The organism is Pseudomonas sp. LARHCG127 (assembly GCF_052871455.1).
The window spans coordinates 175,126-194,280 of sequence record NZ_JBIXJT010000003.1 but is presented as its reverse complement, the minus strand read 5'-3'; the positions used below and the strand labels follow the sequence as shown (position 1 = coordinate 194,280).

Annotated in this window: 19 protein-coding genes; 16 read left to right on the top strand and 3 right to left on the bottom strand. The window is 58.1% G+C overall.

What is annotated here, in order from left to right; all coding sequences use genetic code 11:
- Positions 1-87: 87 nt before the first annotated feature.
- Complete coding sequence (locus ACIPQ1_RS06750; RefSeq protein ID WP_446533804.1) at positions 88-963, bottom strand: LysR family transcriptional regulator; 876 nt, start codon at positions 961-963, stop codon at positions 88-90.
- Positions 964-1,096: 133 nt separating this feature from the next.
- Here ACIPQ1_RS06750 and ACIPQ1_RS06745 point away from each other — a divergent pair, with 133 nt between their 5' ends.
- The 11 genes from ACIPQ1_RS06745 to ACIPQ1_RS06695 all read left to right on the top strand — a co-directional run bounded on the left by ACIPQ1_RS06745 (position 1,097) and on the right by ACIPQ1_RS06695 (position 9,994).
- Positions 1,097-1,675: a TetR/AcrR family transcriptional regulator gene (locus ACIPQ1_RS06745; RefSeq protein WP_250963705.1), complete on the top strand. Its 579-nt coding sequence runs from the start codon at positions 1,097-1,099 to the stop codon at positions 1,673-1,675.
- A gap of 55 nt (positions 1,676-1,730) precedes the next feature.
- The gene (locus ACIPQ1_RS06740; RefSeq protein ID WP_446533803.1) at positions 1,731-2,834 is read left to right on the top strand and encodes an alkene reductase; all 1,104 of its coding nucleotides are present in this window, start codon (positions 1,731-1,733) and stop codon (positions 2,832-2,834) included.
- A gap of 161 nt (positions 2,835-2,995) precedes the next feature.
- Positions 2,996-3,382, top strand: a complete 387-nt coding sequence (locus tag ACIPQ1_RS06735) for a nuclear transport factor 2 family protein (protein WP_250963708.1) — start codon at positions 2,996-2,998, stop codon at positions 3,380-3,382.
- A gap of 88 nt (positions 3,383-3,470) precedes the next feature.
- On the top strand, positions 3,471-3,857 hold the full coding sequence (locus ACIPQ1_RS06730) for a nuclear transport factor 2 family protein (RefSeq protein WP_446533802.1): 387 nt from the start codon (positions 3,471-3,473) through the stop codon (positions 3,855-3,857).
- A gap of 150 nt (positions 3,858-4,007) precedes the next feature.
- Positions 4,008-4,592, top strand: a complete 585-nt coding sequence (locus tag ACIPQ1_RS06725; protein ID WP_446533801.1) for a flavin reductase family protein — start codon at positions 4,008-4,010, stop codon at positions 4,590-4,592.
- A gap of 165 nt (positions 4,593-4,757) precedes the next feature.
- Complete coding sequence (gene pstS, locus ACIPQ1_RS06720; RefSeq protein ID WP_186705615.1) at positions 4,758-5,789, top strand: phosphate ABC transporter substrate-binding protein PstS; 1,032 nt, start codon at positions 4,758-4,760, stop codon at positions 5,787-5,789.
- Positions 5,790-5,861: 72 nt separating this feature from the next.
- On the top strand, positions 5,862-6,827 hold the full coding sequence (gene pstC, locus ACIPQ1_RS06715) for a phosphate ABC transporter permease subunit PstC (RefSeq protein ID WP_186705614.1): 966 nt from the start codon (positions 5,862-5,864) through the stop codon (positions 6,825-6,827).
- A complete protein-coding gene (gene pstA / locus ACIPQ1_RS06710; protein WP_186705613.1) occupies positions 6,827-7,738 on the top strand; it encodes a phosphate ABC transporter permease PstA in 912 nt (303 codons plus the stop codon). The genes pstC and pstA overlap by 1 nt, the downstream gene beginning before the upstream one ends.
- 75 nt (positions 7,739-7,813) lie before the next feature.
- Positions 7,814-8,575: a phosphate ABC transporter ATP-binding protein PstB gene (pstB, locus tag ACIPQ1_RS06705; RefSeq protein ID WP_025214260.1), complete on the top strand. Its 762-nt coding sequence runs from the start codon at positions 7,814-7,816 to the stop codon at positions 8,573-8,575.
- A 94-nt stretch (positions 8,576-8,669) separates the two neighbouring features.
- Positions 8,670-9,368 carry a hypothetical protein gene (locus tag ACIPQ1_RS06700; RefSeq protein ID WP_186705612.1) on the top strand — a complete coding sequence of 233 codons (699 nt, stop codon included), beginning with the start codon at positions 8,670-8,672 and terminating at the stop codon, positions 9,366-9,368.
- On the top strand, positions 9,368-9,994 hold the full coding sequence (locus ACIPQ1_RS06695; protein WP_446533800.1) for a hypothetical protein: 627 nt from the start codon (positions 9,368-9,370) through the stop codon (positions 9,992-9,994). The genes ACIPQ1_RS06700 and ACIPQ1_RS06695 overlap by 1 nt, the downstream gene beginning before the upstream one ends.
- Before the next feature lie 29 nt (positions 9,995-10,023).
- Here ACIPQ1_RS06695 and rtcR read toward each other — a convergent pair whose 3' ends face one another.
- Positions 10,024-11,631, bottom strand: coding sequence for an RNA repair transcriptional activator RtcR (gene rtcR, locus ACIPQ1_RS06690; protein ID WP_446533799.1), 1,608 nt, complete (start codon positions 11,629-11,631; stop codon positions 10,024-10,026).
- A gap of 205 nt (positions 11,632-11,836) precedes the next feature.
- On the opposite strand from rtcR, the gene ACIPQ1_RS06685 reads away from it, so the two are divergent.
- From ACIPQ1_RS06685 to ACIPQ1_RS06675, 3 genes are all read left to right on the top strand, one after another.
- The gene (locus ACIPQ1_RS06685; protein WP_411384654.1) at positions 11,837-13,063 is read left to right on the top strand and encodes an RtcB family protein; all 1,227 of its coding nucleotides are present in this window, start codon (positions 11,837-11,839) and stop codon (positions 13,061-13,063) included.
- 4 nt (positions 13,064-13,067) lie between these two features.
- Positions 13,068-14,099 carry an RNA 3'-terminal phosphate cyclase gene (gene rtcA, locus ACIPQ1_RS06680; protein WP_446533798.1) on the top strand — a complete coding sequence of 344 codons (1,032 nt, stop codon included), beginning with the start codon at positions 13,068-13,070 and terminating at the stop codon, positions 14,097-14,099.
- 127 nt (positions 14,100-14,226) lie between these two features.
- Positions 14,227-14,862 carry a hypothetical protein gene (locus ACIPQ1_RS06675; protein ID WP_411384652.1) on the top strand — a complete coding sequence of 212 codons (636 nt, stop codon included), beginning with the start codon at positions 14,227-14,229 and terminating at the stop codon, positions 14,860-14,862.
- A 42-nt stretch (positions 14,863-14,904) separates the two neighbouring features.
- Here ACIPQ1_RS06675 and ACIPQ1_RS06670 read toward each other — a convergent pair whose 3' ends face one another.
- Entirely contained in the window at positions 14,905-15,450 is a 546-nt protein-coding gene (locus tag ACIPQ1_RS06670) for a hypothetical protein (protein ID WP_250963717.1), read from the bottom strand.
- Positions 15,451-15,757: 307 nt separating this feature from the next.
- Here ACIPQ1_RS06670 and ACIPQ1_RS06665 point away from each other — a divergent pair, with 307 nt between their 5' ends.
- Both ACIPQ1_RS06665 and ACIPQ1_RS06660 read left to right on the top strand, forming a co-directional pair.
- Positions 15,758-16,198 carry a hypothetical protein gene (locus ACIPQ1_RS06665; RefSeq protein WP_446533797.1) on the top strand — a complete coding sequence of 147 codons (441 nt, stop codon included), beginning with the start codon at positions 15,758-15,760 and terminating at the stop codon, positions 16,196-16,198.
- 29 nt (positions 16,199-16,227) lie between these two features.
- Positions 16,228-19,149: a DUF4132 domain-containing protein gene (locus ACIPQ1_RS06660; RefSeq protein ID WP_446533796.1), complete on the top strand. Its 2,922-nt coding sequence runs from the start codon at positions 16,228-16,230 to the stop codon at positions 19,147-19,149.
- Positions 19,150-19,155: the final 6 nt, after the last annotated feature.

Here is a 19,155-nt window from a genome sequence, read left to right as displayed (position 1 = left end):
GGCTCTCCACGTAACAGCGTCGAGAGCCCTTTTTTATTGCCGATAAGGTTTTATCTATTCATCGTCGGGCAGACATCGTTCCTTGCCTTACGGGCTTTTCAGAACTTGGTCGGTAATCAATTGAACTAATAACTTTACCGGCTCGCTGAGGCTACGGCGCGCACGATGGACCAGGCCAATGTCGCGATGAAATGTGCGTTGTTTCAGGTCGATGGGGCGCACCCCGGCAGACCATTGCTGGTGGGTTGCCGTTTCCGGCACCAGCGCCACGCCCACTCCGTTTGCCACCAGCTTGATAATTGCATCCAGCTCATCGAGCTCGCAGACTTCATGCAGCGGTATATGAGCTTCTCGCAAGAACCGATCAACCTGACGCCCGCCAAAAGATGAGCGGTCATACCGAATGAAGGGCTGGCTTGATAACAGCTCCGCCCAGTCGTCTCCTGGCATATCGGCAGGAACGATCAGGCGGTACGGTTCACGGGCCAAGGTAGTCCAGCGCAGGTCGCTCTGCAGAGAGAAGGGTGGACGGATGATTGCGGCCATATCGATCTCACCTGAATCGACCTGGTTCACTAGTTCCATCGAAAGGCCGGGAACGACGCGGGTCCTGCATTGTGGGGAGCGTTGGTGAAACTCGGCGAGTGCTTCCGGCAAAAAGGAGCGTTGAACGGAGGCAATCGCGCCAATGGTGACCAGGATACTGGCCGATAGGCCCACCGATGTCGTGCCCAGGTTTTGGAACTGGCGCACCAGCTCCTGGCCCTGCAATAGCACTTGATGTCCCATGCGGTTGAGCTGGGCGGAGCGTCCCTTGCGGTCGAATAACGCCACGCCAAGCTCCGCCTCGAGACGTTGCATCTGTGCACTGACGGCGGCTTGGGTAAGCCCGATCTTGCTGCCCGCCGCAGCAAACGTGCCTTCTCTGGCCACCGCGATAAGTGTTTTCAGTTCTTTGATCATTCGAAAATAATAATGTTGTTTTGACGGGAAACATATTCATATTTTTTGTGATTGCAGGGCAGACTTCGTCATCGCGTGTCCCTCGCAGACTCCTGTAGACGACTGGTCTAATTTCCGGTAGGCTGCGCCCACTATGAAGAAACCCGCTAATGAAATGCGCGAGCACATCCTTGATGTCGCCAGGGCGCTCATGACCCACAAAGGCTATACCGCCGTAGGTCTCAATGAAGTGTTGAGCACAGCGGGCGTGCCCAAGGGGTCGTTCTATTACTATTTCAAATCCAAGGAAGAATTCGGCCAGGCACTCCTTGATGAGTACTTTGACGAATATCTGTCGCGTATCGGCCCGATTCTCAAGCAACAGGCCAGCGGGGCAGAGAGTCTTTTGACGTACTTCCAGTATTGGAGCGAAACCCAGCATGACGACTCGGTCGATAACAAATGCCTGGTCGTGAAGCTTGGCGCTGAAGTCTGCGACCTCTCCGAGGTTATGCGGCAGGTGTTGGAGAAAGGCACGACTCGGATCGTGAAGCTGATCACGGACAGCATCGAGCGCGGAATCAAGGACGGCAGTATCGCTACCCGTGACAGTGTTGCGCTGGCTGAGTCGCTTTACCAATTGTGGCTGGGCGCCTCGTTGATGGCGAAAGTGAACCGTTCCACTCAACCCTTTGAATCGGCAATGACCCTGACAAAAAGCTTGCTCGGTTGAGCTCGCTTTTTTTTGCCTGGGAACTAGACGACTGGTCTACTAAACTGAGACGCATATGATTGATAACAATCCCCGCACTGATCTGTTCGAGCCCACGCGCATGGGGGCCATCGAACTCGCCAACCGTTTCGTAATGGCGCCGGTTACTCGTAGCCGTTACGCCGAAGACGGTGTCCCTGACGATCTGCACGCTACCTACTATGCCCAGCGTGCATCAGCCGGCCTGATCATTGCCGAGGCGACCAATATTTCCGCCCAGGGCCGGGGTTATGCCGCCACCCCGGGAATCTGGAGCGATGAGCAGACCGCAGGCTGGAGGAAAGTCACCGAGGCCGTGCACGCTGAAGGGGGCAAGATTGTGCTGCAGTTGTGGCACGTCGGCCGCTTCTCCAGCGTCGAACTACAGCCTGACGGCCAGGCACCGGTAGCACCGTCTGCAATCAAGGCCGAGGGCAGTACCTACACGACCGGAGGTTTCGTTCCGGTGTCCATGCCGCGAGCCCTGGAAACCGATGAAATTCCCGGAATCATTGAGCAATACCGCGTGGCCGCACGGAATGCCAAGCGCGCCGGTTTCGACGGGGTAGAAGTACATTCGGCCAATAGCTATCTGCTCGACCAGTTCTTGCGTGACTCCACCAACCAGCGTACCGACCGTTACGGTGGCTCGATCGAAAACCGGGCGCGCCTGACCCTTGAAGTCACTCGCGCGGTGATCGATATCTGGGGCAGCGACCGAGTCGGTATCCGTCTTTCGCCAGTGACGCCCGACGCAGGTAATACGCCGCCGGACAGCAACGTCATGGGCCTGTTCGGTTACCTGGTGCCCGAGCTGAACAAGCTCGACCTTGCCTACCTGCATTTTGTCGAGGGCGCCACGGCGACCAGCCGCGACGTCCCCGAAGGCGTCGATATGGATGCCTTGAGCGGCCTGTTTACCGGGCCTTATATCGGTAACAACAACTACAACCTGGGAATGGCCATCGAGCGCCGCGCTCAGGGCAAGATCGACGCCGTGGCCTTCGGCCGCCTGTTCATCTCCAACCCTGATCTTGTCCAGCGCCTGCGCCTGGGAGCCGAGCTGACGATTGCTCCGCGTGAGAGTTACTACGGTGGCGGCGCCAAGGGCTACATCGACTGGCCCAATGGCAACTACTGAGGTTGCTGGCGGAGTAACCCCAGTGCTGTCCATGGGGATCGCCACGGCTCTCGTTATCCCCATGTGCCCAATTGGTAAGGGCGCATCGTGCTGGAAACCCGACGGGATTCCCCCGTGGACGCCCAAGCACTTCTCACACATTTAGAACCAGGAAAAACACCATGAGCAACCCCACTTACGTGCAGGAATACCAAGCCATCGTCGACGTGCTGAACCAGTACAACGAAGGCGGCAAGCAGGCCAAGAGCAGCGTCATGAAACCGGCCTTCAGCGAGCAGGCAACCATTTTCGGTGTCGATGGCGACGCCAAGTTGGTCGGCGGTGCGATCCAAGGTCTGTTCGATACTATCGACAACCCACCTTTCCGTCCTTCCCCGGAAGCCCAAGGTGTCATCGTCAACGTTGACATCGTTGGTACCGCCGCCAGTGCCCGCATCGATACCAACGATATCTCGGGGTTCTGTTTCACCGATTTCTTCAACTTGCTGAAGGTTGAAGGCAAGTGGACGGTGGTCAGCAAGATTTACCACACCCATATCGCTCCGTAATTGGCGTTTTTTTTCAATTGAACCCGGCATCAAGCGATGCCGGCGTCCCACTGGCGCGTCCTGCGTCGCATTTGACTGGAGAGAAATCATGAGCAAGAACATCAAGGCCGTTCCTACGGCCGAATACGATGCCGTGATCGCGGTAGCGCAGAAATATGTCGATGGCCTGCGCATCGGTAGCGTTGAAGATGTGGCGCAAGCATTCCACAAGGATGCGGTCATGTACGGCTTCACCAACGGGGCGCTACTGGGTGGCCCGATTGCCAATCTGTTTGGCTTCATCGAGAAGAACGGTAAAGCCCCGGAGATCAAGACCCGCCTGGATATATTGGCGATTACGCCGACCACTGCGGTCGTGCGTGTGGACATGGAAAAAGACGCCATCGGCGCCGACTACAACGACTATCTGACGTTGATCCGTATTGATGGCAGGTGGAAGGTCATCGCCAAGGTTTATCACCAGTTCGAAGGCTGAGCGCTGTCACTAACGACCGGTCTTGGGCCATGCCCGCCGAGCGCCTGACCCCAGACGTTCCCCTGCAGCTGGACATTATCCGTGGTCTGATTGTCAGTGGGCATGACAGTCTGCAAGCGTATCTGAAACGTTGAACGTTAGAGGTTGCCGATGAACAAACACATCGCCCCGGTACCGCTGGAGAAGGCCTTTCGCCTGATCAATCACGGCCCCACCGTCCTCGTCTCCGCCCGTTACGACGGCGTGGACAATGTCATGGCCGCGTCCTGGGCCTGCGCTCTGGACTACTCACCGCCAAAGTTGACCGTGGTGCTGGACAAGGTCGCCAAGACGCGAGAGCTGGTAGAGCACAGCGGCCACTTCGTTATCCAGGTGCCCACGCTCGCCCAGCTCGACCTCACGTACCAAGTGGGCCACCGCAGCCTGTCTGACGAGGCGGACAAGCTGACGCGTAGCGGCGTTGAGTTGTTCGCCATCGATGGCCAAGACGTGCCGTTCGTGAGCGGCTGCTCGGCCTGGCTGGCCTGTCGCTTGATCGCCGAACAGCACAACCAGGAGCGATACGACCTGTTCATTGGCGAGGTTATCGGCGCCTGGGCCGACACTCGGGTATTTCGCGACGGTCATTGGCACTTCGAGAGCGCCGAACCGGTCTGGCGTAGCCTGCACTACATTGCGGGTGGGCGTTTCTACGCGATTGGTGAAGCCTTGGACTCGCGAGACAAACTCGACTGATCAGCAGCACACCGTTTCAGTGTTTTGCCAAACAGTTCCAGCTGCGCCCATCGGTGCGGCTGCACAAAAGGGAGCATTTGCTCCCTTTTGCCATTCGATTTTCATAAAAACGTAACACAACTGTTGCAGAGTTCTCCGGCCCGTCATCACAAGGAATTTCTTTCAATGAAAAGTTTGATGAAGTCTGCTGCGCTCGCCGTTACGCTTTCTCTTTGTGCCACTTCGGCGACCTTCGCTGCAGAAAGTGTCCGTCTGACGGGTTCTGGCGCGAGTTTCCCAGCGCCGATCTACCTCACCTGGTTCAAGGATTTCAGCAAGAAATCCGAAGGCGTCACGGTGGACTACCAATCCAAGGGCAGCGGCGCGGGTGTACAGGACTTTCTGAATAAAACCGTTGATTTCGCCGCCAGCGATTCGGCGATGAAAGACGAAGACATCGCCAAGGTCGCCGAAGGCGTGCAGTTGCTGCCGATGACCGCTGGGGAAATCGTCCTGGCCTATAACCTGCCGGGCAATCCCAAGGGCCTGAAGTTGCCACGGGATGTGTACTCCAACATCTTCCTCGGCAAGATCACTCGCTGGAACGATCCGCAAATCGTGGCGGCCAACCCGGACCTGAAACTGTCCGATACGCCGATCACGGTTGTCGTGCGTGCCGATTCCAGCGGCACCACCGCGGTATTTACCAAACACCTGGCGACCATCAACCCAGACTTCAAACAGGCGCTGGGGGAGGGCAACACCGTCAACTGGCCGGCAAGTGACAAGTTCATCAAGTCGCCGAAGAACGATGGTGTGACCGCTACCGTGCGCCAGACCCCGGGCGCGATTGGCTACATCGAATACGGCTTCGCCAAGCTCGCCAAGGTTGACTTCGCCCAGTTGCAGAACAAGGCCGGCCAATACGTCGTGCCAAACGCGGAGAGTGGTGCCGAGGCCCTGGCGGCGGTGAAGATGCCAGAAAGCCTGGTGTCCTGGTTGCCTGATCCAGACGGCGCCAAGTCGTACCCGATCACGTCCTACACCTGGATGATTTTTCGCAAGGACAACGGCAATCCGGCCAAGGCCAAGGCCATGCGTGAAATGGTCGAATACAGCCTGACCGAAGGCCAGAAAATTGCCGACTCGATGGGGTACATCCCGTTGCCGGCGTCGGTTGTCGATCAGGTTCGCAAAGCTTCCGCCAACATTCAGTAACGCCTGAGGCCTCTCCCGGTGTGGCATGTCAGCCATGCTGGGAGAGCTTTCCCCCTGTTCCGGAATTAGCCAATGAACACTCCCTTTGTCGTACCGGTTAATCCAGATTCTGCCTGCCAGCCACCGTCCGCGAAGGACTTCCTGGTGGATCGCACCTTTCGTGCGATCGCTCGCATAGGGGTGGTCCTGGTTCTGGCGCTGGTGTTTGCCCTCGTGTTCGAGGTCGGACGCAAGGCGCTTCCCGGCATGGAAAAGCACGGGTTTGATGTGTTGCTCGGCACTGTCTGGGACGTTAACCAGGGTAAATACGGCATCCTGCCGGCTATCTGGGGCACGCTCTACAGCGCCTTTATCGCGTTGCTGATCGCCGGGTTCTTCGGCGTCAGCATGGCGATTTTCCTGACCCAGGATTTCCTCCCCCCCAAGCTCGCCGCCATTTTTCGCACCATCGTCGAATTGCTCGCGGCCATCCCCAGCGTCGTCTACGGCCTGTGGGGGATCTACGTGGTGATCCCGGCGATTCGGCCGCTGACCACTTGGTTGAACAGTGAGCTGGGCTGGATACCGTTCTTCGGCACGTCCTTGAGCGGGCCGGGGCTGCTTCCCGCGGCGTTGGTGCTTGCCATCATGATCCTGCCGACCATTGCCGCTGTTTCGCAGGATGCGCTCACGGCCGTACCAATGAAAACCAAGCAGGCTGCCTACGGCATGGGGACCACCCATTGGGAAGCGATTCTCAAGGTCATGGTGCCGTCCGCCGCCACCGGCATTTTCGGTTCCCTGGTGCTGGGCCTGGGGCGCGCACTGGGTGAAACCATGGCACTGGCCATGCTGGTCGGCAACGCGAACAACATTTCCCTTTCGCTGTTCGCCCCGGCCAACACCTTGGCGGCCTTGCTGGCGTTGAACTTCCCCGAAGCCGGACCGAACGAGATTGAAGTCCTGATGTATGCCGCACTGGTGCTGATGTTCATCACGTTGATCGTGAACGTCTTCGGCTCCTTGATCATGATGTATGCCCAACGGGGTAATAAGTGATGACCGATCTCACTGCCGCAACAGACTTGACGGCTCCAGCAGGGGCGATGCCCAGCCTGCAGCGCAAGTTCGAGGGCCGTGCCCTGCGCAGCCTGATCTTGACCACACTGGTCTGGAGCGGGGCGCTGCTGGCCAGCGTGCCGTTGATTTCCGTGCTCTACATGCTGATCACCCGCGGCGGCGCGCGCCTGAACCTGGAAGTGTTTACCGAACTGCCGCCGACCGGTTTCGAGATGGGTGGGGGCTTCGGCAACGCGCTGGCCGGTACGTTTGTGATGGTGGGCATCGCGGCGGCAATCGCGGTGCCGGTCGGCATCATGGCGGCGATTTTCCTGGCTGAATTGGGGCCGGACAGCAAGCTGGCGAATGCCGCGCGCTTTGCGGCCAAGATGCTCACGGGGCTGCCGTCGATCCTGGCCGGGGTGTTTGCCTACGCCTTAGTGGTGATGACCACCGGTACTTATTCGGCACCGGCGGGCGGCGTCGCGCTGGCGGTACTGATGCTGCCTATCGTCGTGCTGACGGCGGAAGAGTCGATGCGAATGGTGCCCAAGATCATGAAGGATGCCGCCTACGGCATGGGCTGCACCCGCTCGCAGGTGATCTGGAAAATCATCTTGCCCACCGGCATGCCAGCAATCCTGACCGGCGTCATGCTGGCCGTGGCCCGGGCCGCGGGCGAGACAGCACCGTTGTTGTTTACCGCGCTGTTCAGCAACTACTGGATCTACCACCAAGGCAGCCTCGAGGTCATGAACCCGACGGCATCGCTGGCAGTACTGATCTACAACTTCTCCGGCATGCCGTTCGACAACCAGCTTGAGCTCGCATGGGCGGCCTCCCTGGTGCTGGTGATGATCGTGTTGGTCGTGAACATCATCAGCCGTATTTTCGGCAAGCCCAAGTATTAAGAACGGGAGCATCTGATCGTGAACGTATCCACTGCGCAAATAGCCGCTCCGTTTGTCACCCAGGCCCCTGTCGTCATGGACTGCAAACTGGACAAGATTTTCTACGGCAACTTCATGGCGGTACGTGACAGCCATGTACCGATCGAAAAAAACAAGATCACCGGCTTCATTGGGCCCTCCGGCTGTGGCAAGAGCACCGTGCTGCGCAGCCTCAACCGAATGAACGATCTGGTGAAAGGTTTCCGTTTCGAGGGCCACGTGCACTTCCTTGGCCAAGACGTCTATGGCAAGGGCGTCGATCCGGTGGTCGTGCGCCGCTACATCGGCATGGTGTTTCAACAGCCCAATCCGTTTTCGATGAGCATCTTCGACAACGTCGCGTTTGGCCTGCGCCTCAATCGCTACAAGGGCGATATCGGCGATCGGGTCAAACATGCGCTGCAAGGCGCCGCGCTGTGGGATGAGGTCAAGGACAAGCTCAAGGTCAGCGGCCTGTCGCTGTCCGGCGGCCAGCAACAACGACTGTGCATTGCCCGCGCCATTGCCACCGAGCCGGAAGTCCTGCTGCTAGATGAGCCGTGCTCGGCACTCGACCCGATCGCTACCCGGCGGGTCGAAGAGCTGATGGTCGAGTTGAAGAAGGACTACACCATCGCGCTGGTCACCCACAACATGCAGCAAGCCATCCGCGTCGCTGATACCACGGCGTTCTTCTCGGTGGATATTTCCCAGGGCACGCGCACCGGCTACTTGGTCGAAATGGGCCCGACGACGCAAATTTTCGACAACCCTCGTGAACAGATGACCGGCGACTACATCAGCGGCAAGTTCAGCTGAGTCCACTTCCGGTCAAGGCCGCATACCTGCAGAAGCCAAATGGATTTGGCGGGCATCCGGTAGACATTTACCAAGCGTTTCCCAAGGAGCACCAATGCCTGCTACGCACCGCCTTGATTTGCCTGCGATTGAACGTGCACTGCGGGAAGTGCAAGAGCGCTTCGCCGCGCTGAGCAGGCACTTCACCGAGCCGCGCGATCCCTTGACCGACGAGGTGCTGCACAATGTGCTTGAAGGTTATGCGCTGGTTGACGACTATGTTGCCCGCGGTGTTGATCTGTTCGACCTCCAGCAACTGAACCTGATGCTTGAGATCAACGCCACGGTGCTGTGCGGCCGAGACCCGGCGCGCCGCTTGGAGTACGCCCAGCACCTGGCCGCGACCGAGGCGCATTTCTTCAACAACGTTGAGGGAGGCATCAAGGACTTGTACAACTGGTATTGTGCGTATCGCAGCGAATCCGTCTGGAAGCGTGCGGCTGGCGTCTATGTGCGCATTCTCAGCAAGCCGCAGTTGTTCATTGAAGGGAACAACCGCAGTGGGTCGCTCATCGTCAGCTACCTGCTCATGCGCGCGGGCTTGCCGCCTTTCGTGTTGACGCTGGAAAACGCCGAGGGCTACTTCAACCCCTCATCCGTCATACGCAACTCTGCCAAACATGGCGTCAAGGCGTTGTACGAATTGCCCAAGATCAAGAAAAAATACGCCGCTTTCCTGGAAGAACAGGCACCCGATCCAATGAAGTTCTTTCTCAAGGGCAAGCCGTCGTCCTTCTCTCTAGGTGGCCATTGATGGGTAGGTATACGGCGCTCGCCAAATGCAAAACCGTCGGTAGCCGGGTAGGGCAGGCCATCCGCAGCGCTGTCCCGCTGCAAATGTCCAGGCGCCAACGCATCCGTATTTCGTTTGATATCGATGACACGCTCGCCTGCCAACTCCACCACTGCGAAGTCGAGCACAGCAAACTGCCGGCCAGCGTCCATCGTTGGTTGGGTGAACCGTTGCGCAGGGGCACACGTTCCTTGATCCGAGAGCTGCGCCGCCAGGATTGCAGCATCTGGGTCTATACCTCGTCCGGTCGCACGCCGTCCTATATCCGTCGTTGGCTGCTGCTGTATGGCATTCGCGTCGATGGCGTCGTCAACAGCGTGCTGCACAACCGCGCGCTGGCGGTCCATGGGCTGTTGAATACGCCCTCGAAATATCCGCCAGCGTTCGATATCGACTTGCACGTCGATGATTCCGAAGGGGTGCAGATTGAAGGGGATGACCATGGCTTTCGCGTGGTCGTGGTGCATCCGGAGGATGAGGGTTGGGCGCACAAAGTGCTGGAGGCGGTCGCCGTTGTCCAGGCGCAATTGGCTTGGCAGCAGAGGCCTGTACAGCGAGCTTCGTTGCGCCGAGTGCCGACTATTTAGCCAGTGACAGATTCCGTACCGCGTGCCTTCTATACAAGCTCGCTGACTTGGCTCCATGGGATGTTGAATCGACCCAGAAACTTACGGATACGATCGGAATCATTAGGCGATGCCTTGGCTGATCGGCTCTGTGAAAAGAGCTTGCGACCGGCCTCCGCCTGACTTGCCGCTGTGCTGCACACCTTCAAGACCGACTCCAGCTGAAGGCGATCGAACAGATCAATTTCAAGACCTGCTTTCGCCAGGTGCTCCGACAGCGGGTCGGAGGTGGTCGGCATCCGCCAGTCCAGGCGCAGTCGTTCCAATTCATCCTCCACCAGCGCCATGTCGATCCGGCCGCTGTCGGCCAAGGTGGCCATCCGGGTGATCGACGCGGAGAGTTGTCGGAAGTTTCCCGGCCAACGGGCGTCCCCGCTGGTAGCAAAGGACACATATCGGCGCCGAGCTTCGACATTGAAACGAACCGTGTAGCCGTGATCCCGGGCATAGCGCTGCAGTTCAAAATCGATGTTCGGCTCGATGTCTTCCCTTCGGTTGGCCAGCCCGGGCAGTACAAATGTCCAAATGTTGATCCTGGCTAACAAGTCCTCGCGAAACTGGCCATCGGTCACTCGTGTTTGCAGGTCTCGATTGGTACCTGCTATCAGGGTGAAATCGGACTCGACCTCCCTGTCAGAACCCATCGGCAGGAACCGCTTTTCCTCAATCGCCTTCAGGAGCATCGCTTGCTCATCGAGCGGCAGCTCTCCAATCTCATCAAGGAACAAAACCCCTTTGTGAGCCGAGCGCAGCAAGCCCTCTCGCGCCTGTTGAGCGCCGGTGAACGCGCCTTTGGCATGGCCAAAAAGCGTCGACATCGCGGTATCACCGCGCAACGTGGCGCAGTTCACCGTGACGAACGGGCCATCGATCTGGTGTCGGCCCCGTTTAAGCTCATAGACCTGTCGTGCCAGAAAGGACTTGCCGGCGCCTGTGGGGCCGCTGATCAAAATCGGCGCCTTGGATCGAACGGCGACCCGTTCGATCTGCTCTATCGTACGGTTGAACGCCGTGTTGCGGGTCGCAATGCCGGACTTGAGCAGTTGCGTACCTTCCAGCCGCTCAGCTTGGAATCGCTTCGCGATCTGGTCGTAGCGCTGAAGATCGAGGTCGGTGACAACGTGTTTGCCAGCCGGCACTGAGTCATCATCCCGCAGGCTGCTCGGCTGCGTCTGTATCAGTTTGGCTGGGACGTGCCGGGACTCGGCCAGCAGGAACCAGACGATCTGCTGAACATGGGTGCCCGTGGTGATGTGAACAAGATAATCCTCACGCTCTGTGTCAAAGGGGTAGTCAGCCGCGAAGTCATGGAGTGCGGCATACACTTCCTCGAAGTCCCAGGCGTTTCGCATCGCCATGGTGTGCAGGCGGACTTCGGTCTCTGGCGACACCTGAGCGATATCAGCCTCTACCTTCAACGCCAGATCCGTGTCAAAGCGCGCCTCCCCGTGAATCAGCTCAAGGCGATCAATCACCAGGTCGGGCTGCTGGCAAAGTGAGACAGTCGGACGCCATTTGTTCCAGCGCTGCTCACCCTTGCCAACGCGGTCGAGCTTCGAGCCCAGGATTCCAATGGCGACTGTCTTCTTGGTGTGCATTGCGGAATATCTCAAAAGATAGAGTTCGATAATGCAGTATAGTTTTTATGTCTTTGTATTGAATAGCCTTCACTGGGCTGCAGGCCTTCATCTCTAAATTAATCGTTTAAGATCAATGAAATACAGAATATACAGTGCACCGTTAGTGACTTTGGCATGCCGCTCGCTATAGAGCTCCAAACAGAACATCACAGGAGCGAAAATAATGACCACTCAAACCTTCGAGCTGCTTGAGGTCGAAAACGGCAAGCCCATCAAAATGTGGACCCGAGGCGTCCCGGTTGAACCCGAGGCCAGGCAACAACTGATGAACACGGCGCAGATGCCGTTCGTGTTCAAGCACATGGCTGTCATGCCCGACGTTCATCTGGGGAAAGGCTCGACCATCGGGAGCGTGATTCCTACCAAAGGCGCGGTGATTCCCGCTGCCGTCGGGGTCGACCTCGGTTGCGGGATGTCGGCCGTGCGCACCTCGCTGCGCGCCGGCGATCTTCCCGACAGTCTGTTTGGCCTGCGTAGCGCAATCGAGAAGGCCGTGCCGCACGGACGCACCTCGGGGCGTAGCGGTCGGGATAAAGGCGCTTGGGAGACCGCCCCGGCGCTTGTTGATCAGGCATGGTCGGCCCTTGAGGGGCGTTTCAACCTCATCACCGACAAACACCCCAGCCTGGAAAAATCCAACAACCGTAAACACCTCGGAACGCTAGGCACAGGAAACCACTTCGTAGAAGTGTGCCTGGACGAGACCGACCACGTGTGGGTCATGCTGCACACCGGCTCCCGTGGCGTAGGGAACATGATCGGCACCTATTTCATCGAAAAGGCCCGTGAAGAGATGCGCAAGCACATGGTGAACTTGCCCGACCGGGATCTCGCCTACCTGCGAGAAGGAACGTCCAGCTTCGATGATTACGTCGAGGCCGTTGAGTGGGCCCAGGACTTCGCCAAACAGAACCGCGCGGTGATGATGGTGGCGGTGTTGGACGCCGTCCGATCGATTATCACCAAGCCGTTCGAGTCACGGCTGATCGCTGTCGACTGCCACCATAACTACGTGGAGCGGGGCACTTATTTTGGGGAGGACATTCTTCTCACCCGTAAAGGCGCCGTCTCCGCGCAGAAGGGGCAGATGGGGATCATTCCGGGGTCGATGGGCGCAAAGAGCTTCATCGTGCGCGGCCTGGGGAACGAGGAGGCGTTCTGCAGTTGTTCCCACGGTGCGGGCCGGGTGATGAGCCGCACCAAGGCGAAGGCGGTGTTTACGGTCGAGGACCAGGTGCGGGCGACCGCGCATGTGGAGTGTCGTAAGGATGCGGCTGTTATCGATGAGATTCCGATGGCTTACAAGGATATCGATGCAGTGATGGCTGCCCAACGCGACCTGGTCGAAGTGGTTCATACCTTGCGCCAAGTCGTATGCGTGAAGGGGTGAGGTGATGGACCAGGACCTGATTCTGATCGACGGCACCCAGGGAGGAGGGCAGGTGCTTCGTACGGCCCTCAGCCTCTCGATGATCACCGGGCGGGCGTTCCGGATGACGGGGATACGCGGCAAGCGTTCCCGTCCCGGATTGTTGCGCCAGCACCTCACCGCAGTGCGAGCGGCGACTGAGATTTGTGGCGCTGAAAGCCTTGGTGCGGAACTCAACTCGACAACTATTAAGTTCCATCCCGGAAGCATAAAGGCTGGTGAGTATTCATTCGCAATCGGAACGGCGGGCAGCACGATGTTGGTATTGCAGACGCTGTTGCCTGCACTTTTGCGTGCTGATGGGCCGAGCACCGTCCGGATCACTGGAGGGACGCATAACCCCGCGGCGCCGCCCTTCGAATTCATACAACACGCTTGGTTACCGCTGGTACGGCGTATGGGCGCGCAGGTGGAACTGACGCTGCTCAATCATGGCTTTGTCCCCGGCGGAGGGGGGCTGGTCGAAGCCACTGTTGAACCTTCAATCCTCAAGCCACTGGAGCTGGACGGTGGAATGGACCCCGTCACCATCGTGTCGGCCGGAGCGCTGGTTTCGGCCATTCCTGTCTCGATTGGGAACCGAGAAGTCGACCGGCTTTCAGCGAGGCTGAAGATCGGACGGCACGACCTCTTTGTCACCGACCTGGGTGACCAGGCAGGGCCCGGAAATGTTGTGTCGATCACAGCCATGAAAGCTGGCGTTACCGAAGTGTTCGCCAGTATTGGCCAAGAACGCGTTCGCGCGGAGCAGGTCGCTGATGTGGCGGTAGACGAATTCACAGAATGGGCCCATTCGAACACGGCGGTGGGAAACCACCTGGCAGATCAATTGATGTTGCCGATGGCCATCGCCGGCGCTGGCAAACTGACGACGGTACGCCTGAGCAATCATATTCGAACGAACGCCGCTGTTATCCAGCAGTTCCTCGATGTCGAGGTGCGCCTTGCTCAATCTTCTGATCAAGGGAGCGCTGTTGTTGAGCTTCATGCTCGTTAATTTCACGCATTGGAAAAAGCGGGTGGGGGAGCGCGACATGATGGCCTTTTGCTTTTAAATGGATCCCGCTAGAATTCGCACCCCTCTCTGTGAGCGGCATTAGTAAAAATTACGCAAGGAAGTCGATATGCAATTTGCAAAAGCCATGGGCCTCGTCTTGGCCTTGAGCCTCAGTGGATGTGCCAGTTTCACCAAAGATGAAGTAGCCCCGGTGAATCTGCCTTCGATGGCCAGCTACTCGAACAAACCGAACGTCTATGTCGACTTCGATTTCTATCAGGGCGAACCTGGCAATGCCAAAGCCACCGAGGTGCCGCAGGCTCGGGACATGCTCAAGCCTGATCTGAAGCGGACCTTCGACGAATCAGGGCTTTTCGGGCGCGTAGTCTTCGACGAATTCCAGAAGCAACCGGGCGACTACAGTCTTCGATTGAAGGTCTACAACCACGCACCAGGTGGTGGGCAAATGGTCCTGGCATTCATCAGCGGCTTCACGTTCACGATCATTCCTGCGCTGGCAACCGACCAGTACACGGTGAGCCTGGAAACGCTGGATGAGCAGGGTCAGCCGGTGGGCAAGACCAGCAACCACGATGCGGTCAATACGTGGTTGGGTATCTGGTTCCTGCCCCTGGCAGGTAATACGCCCAAAGCTGCCATCACCGACACCTTCAACCGGCAGGTCAATGCACTGTTGAAAAACTGGGTCGACAACAACCGCATGAAATACTCCGCTGTCGATACCCACATTCCACGGGGCTGACAGCCGACAGAAAAAGAGCCGCAACCGCGGCTCTTTTTTTGATCACTTCAACGCTTGAGTGAACTGTGGATCGCTGTACAAGCTCTTGAGCAAGTCCTGCACCATAGGGTTGTAGTTGTTCGCCGCAGCCGGAATGGCGATCGGACCGAAGAAACTGCTGTCCCAATCACGCTGCACGTCTTTAGTGGTTTCGTATAAAACCTGGTCACCTTTACGCAATGTGAAGCGCGCAGCCAGCTCGCCATGGCCGTTGCTCATGCCAGCGGTGAGCTGGCTCTTGACCAATTGAATCTGCAGTTGCCGGTCAGCACGAGGGTCCAGCAAACCAGCCTGACGGAGCTCATCGTTGATCGCTGCCTGGATGTGCAGTGGAACGCTGCCCACGGGCGAAGAAATCGGGTTCAGGCGAACCATCAAAGACCCTTGGCCAGAATCAGCATTCACCTGTGTTTCGCGCAGGTGTTGCATGGGCTCATTTTTCTTGAGCTGCTGAACGTTTTGAAAGTTGGGTTCATAGCGGGTCATGGTCACACCACAGCCTTGAAGCAGCAGCGCGCAGAGCGGTAGAGCCAGGTAGAGCTTCTTCACAGCAAATCCTTATGTGCTTTTTGAGAAGGGGTGATTATCGACGGATAGCCTTAAGCCATCAATGAGGGGCTGAGGTTTGTGGCGATACGTAAACATCTCGTTTAACATAATATACATTATGTGTACTTGTATATTGGGCCAGTCGACGTCCTTTGCAGGCTTTTTCCGCTGCGCCGCCGTTGTCGACCACGACGGTGAATAATGTTGTGCCTTTACCAGGCGCTCGCCGAGCGACTGGCTCATGCCTAATGAACGATTATGCTAAGGTCCCATCCGCTCGACTAACCCGGCTTGCAAGGAATGCGTCATGGAGTTCGTGGTTCATAGCTATTGTCTTAAAGGCGCACGCCAGGAGCTTTTGCTGCCTCCTGTCACCCTCACACCCATTTCATTGACCTTGACGGTCGCCGAGCTCATTCGCCTGACCGTTGCCGAACAGATCGCCGCGCTGTCAGCTCAGCACGGGCTGGAACAAGCGTCGATGCGTGAAGTGCTCGACCGCCAATACCTGAGCGAGCGGGATATTCTTCTGCAAGCCAGTGAAGGCGCGATTGTCATGCCTCAGGCCACCGCGTCTGCAGTCCTGGATGTCAGCGTTGAGGTCGAGCGAGCTTTAAAGGGTTTTGAAACCCGTGCGTTCCGCGTTCTGCACAATGGCGTCATGCTGCAAAGACTCGACGAGTCAATCGAATTGAGTCTTCCTTCCACGCTCGCGTTTATCCGCCTGGTGCCGCTGGTTGGCGGTTGATCCTCGTCACTCAGTTCTCGGATATCCTCATGCAATCACGCCGTCCAGTACCCGAACAAACCGAACGTCTCGCAGCGCTGCGAGCATTCTGTGATAGAGCGTTGGATGACTATCCCGAGCTTAATCGATATGACGAATTCGAGCCCGATTTCTGGGACGGCATCGACTGCCTATGTATAGCGGCTGACTGGGTCAGGCAGCATCCCGAGGATGGGCCCAAGGCACTGGCTGATGGTTTTGTGTTCCCTACCGTGTGGGACGATCTGGAGGACCGCCGCGATCAACTGCGCTATGGCCTGCAATATCGACTCTGCGATGCGTGGATCACGGCCCGCCCAGATGCTTATGCACTGGAGCAGATCGGGGCGCGACTGCGGCATATGCTGCAATTTGCCTTCGAGGACAGTGATTATCCGCTGCCCACTGACGAAGATGGACCTGCCTACTACCGAAGAAGTCCGGACCAGGCCTGGGCTTTCCCAGATGTTCAGGCCTGCATCAATCGTCTGAGCAATTACCCGTCCACCCCGGCCTGGCAGACCCTCGCCGAATGGTTACTGGACGGCAGCTGGAACCGCGAGCAGCCCCCGTCCACGCCTTGTAGTGAACAAAGGAAAATCGCCGACGCGTATATCTACGGGCACAAGGAAATCAAGCGCATTGCGCGGGGCCTGATGGAAGCGGGCCGCCTCGATTACCCTCGCTTCGTCCGGGCAGCCAATACCTGGGGCCGCGCCATGATGTTCTACGCAGGCGACGCCGGACTGGGCAGCGACGATGTGGACCTGAATCAGTACGCGGATGAGGAGTTTGACGAGGACGATTCAAGCGACGAGGCCTCGGAAGACATGGATGTCGAGTCATTCCAAAGTGAGGAAATTCCCACTGAAGAATCTGCTGTCGCCTCCCCTGAACTGGCGAACTTCACCGTTCGTTATGTCGAGGAAGCCCTGGCTGGATTGCCCTATAAGGCCGAGAGACTGGCTGACACCTTCCGTTCGGTCGAGGTTTATGAGACCCGCTGGTTACTGCAGGCCTTGGCGGTCATTGAGCGACTGGGCATGACGCCGGATAACTTCCTCGACGGCTTCGGCCATACGGCCGCGGTGCTCGAACGCTTTCTGTTGCTTCAGGCACTGCCCAAGGATCAATCGGCAGAACTGCTTGCAGCGCTGACCGGTTTTTCAAGAGATACCCTGCTGGCCGCCCTGCCCTATGCTGGACAAGCCAGCCGGGTGATGCTCGACGCGCTCGGTTGGAGTGATTTGCGAGCCTTCCAGCGTGAGTACCTGAACATGGCCTTGGCGCCTCGCTCCGGCTGGGGCACCGACCTGCCCAATACGCTGGATGAAACCGTGGGTGTGGTGGACCGCTATCTGCTGGACAAGGCGCTGGCCGAGGCCAACCCGGACCACTTGCGTGAGTACCTCGCGGCACTCGAACCCTCGCCCTGGGCGTTTCCCGAGACACGTGTGCTGCTCGACGCCTACCAAGGCATCGGTCGACCGGTCCTGGAAAAGAAGCTGGCCCGCCATGCACAGGCGGCTATGCGCATCTACGGCGTGCTGCCCGTCACGGATTCGGACGACGTACGCCAGCGTTATCTGAGGCTCAAGAAGCTGCACAACGAGGTGCGTAAATACGGCGCCGAACGACAAGCCAACTCCCACGCAGCGGTGCAGGCTGGACTGGAAAACCTGGCGCGTGTCGCCGGTTACCCCTCGGCGATCCGCCTGGAATGGGCCATGGAAGCGGAAATCGCCGAGTCCGCCCTGACGGCCGCTACCATCGATGGCTATGACGTCACGCTCGTCATCGACGGCTTGTCGCCCACGTTGCACATCAGCAAAGCCGCAAAGACGCTCAAGACCGCACCGCCTGCGGTTCGCAAACACGCAGACTTCATTGCCCTCAAAGCGCAGCAGACCCAGCTCAAGGAACAGATCGCCCGCTTCGGCCGCACCCTGGAAACGATGATGAGCAGCGGCGAAACCCTGGTCTTGGACGATCTGAAACAATTGTTGAGAATGCCTGCTGTTCGTCTGCTGCTGGAGCAACTGATTGTGCAGGTCGACAACGCGGTGCTGGGCTGGCTTGATGCCGCGACGCTGACGGTGACTGACCTTGAAGGCCGCCAACACGTCGCTGAGAGGAATATGCGTATCGCTCACCCCTTTCATCTGTTCACGGCAGGGCAACTGTCAGCCTGGCAGAAAGACGTGGTGACCCATCGCCGCGTGCAGCCGTTCAAACAGGCCTTTCGCGAGCTGTACCTGCTCACACCTGCAGAGCGAGACACCGGCCTGTGGTCCAATCGCTTTGCCGGTCACCGCCTGAAAGCCCAAGTTGCCGCGCGGTTGCTGCAGGTCCGCAACTGGTCGACCTCCAGCGTCGAGGAAATCTATTACGAGAGCAAAGAGCACGGCATTTGCGCCCTGTTCAACTTTTTGGATACCGGTCATTACCTCTCGGAAACGGAACACTTTACCTTCGACACCATTGCATTCCATCGCGACCAGAAAGCTATCCCCCTTGAGCAAGTACCACCGCTGCTGTTCTCAGAAGTCATGCGTGACGCCGATCTGCTGGTCTCCGTAGCCCACGCAGCAGCCGACTACAGCACTAGCCACGAAACCGTGCAACGACGCGCGGAACTGATCGGCGAGTTGATCCAAGAGCTGGGCTTGCAAAACGTTGGGTGCGAAGGACATTTTCTGCATATTACCGGTCGGCGTGCGAACTACCGCATTCACCTGGGCAGCGCCGCCATCCATATCGAACCTGGCAACTACCTGTGCATCGTGCCCGCAGGTAGCAGTTTTGCCGAGTTCTACCTGCCGTTTGCCGATACAGACAAGAAAATGGCTGAGGTGCTAAGCAAGATGTTTCTGTTGCTGGACGACATGAACATCACCGACAGCCTGATACTGGAGCAGATACAACTCGGTTGAGTCGAG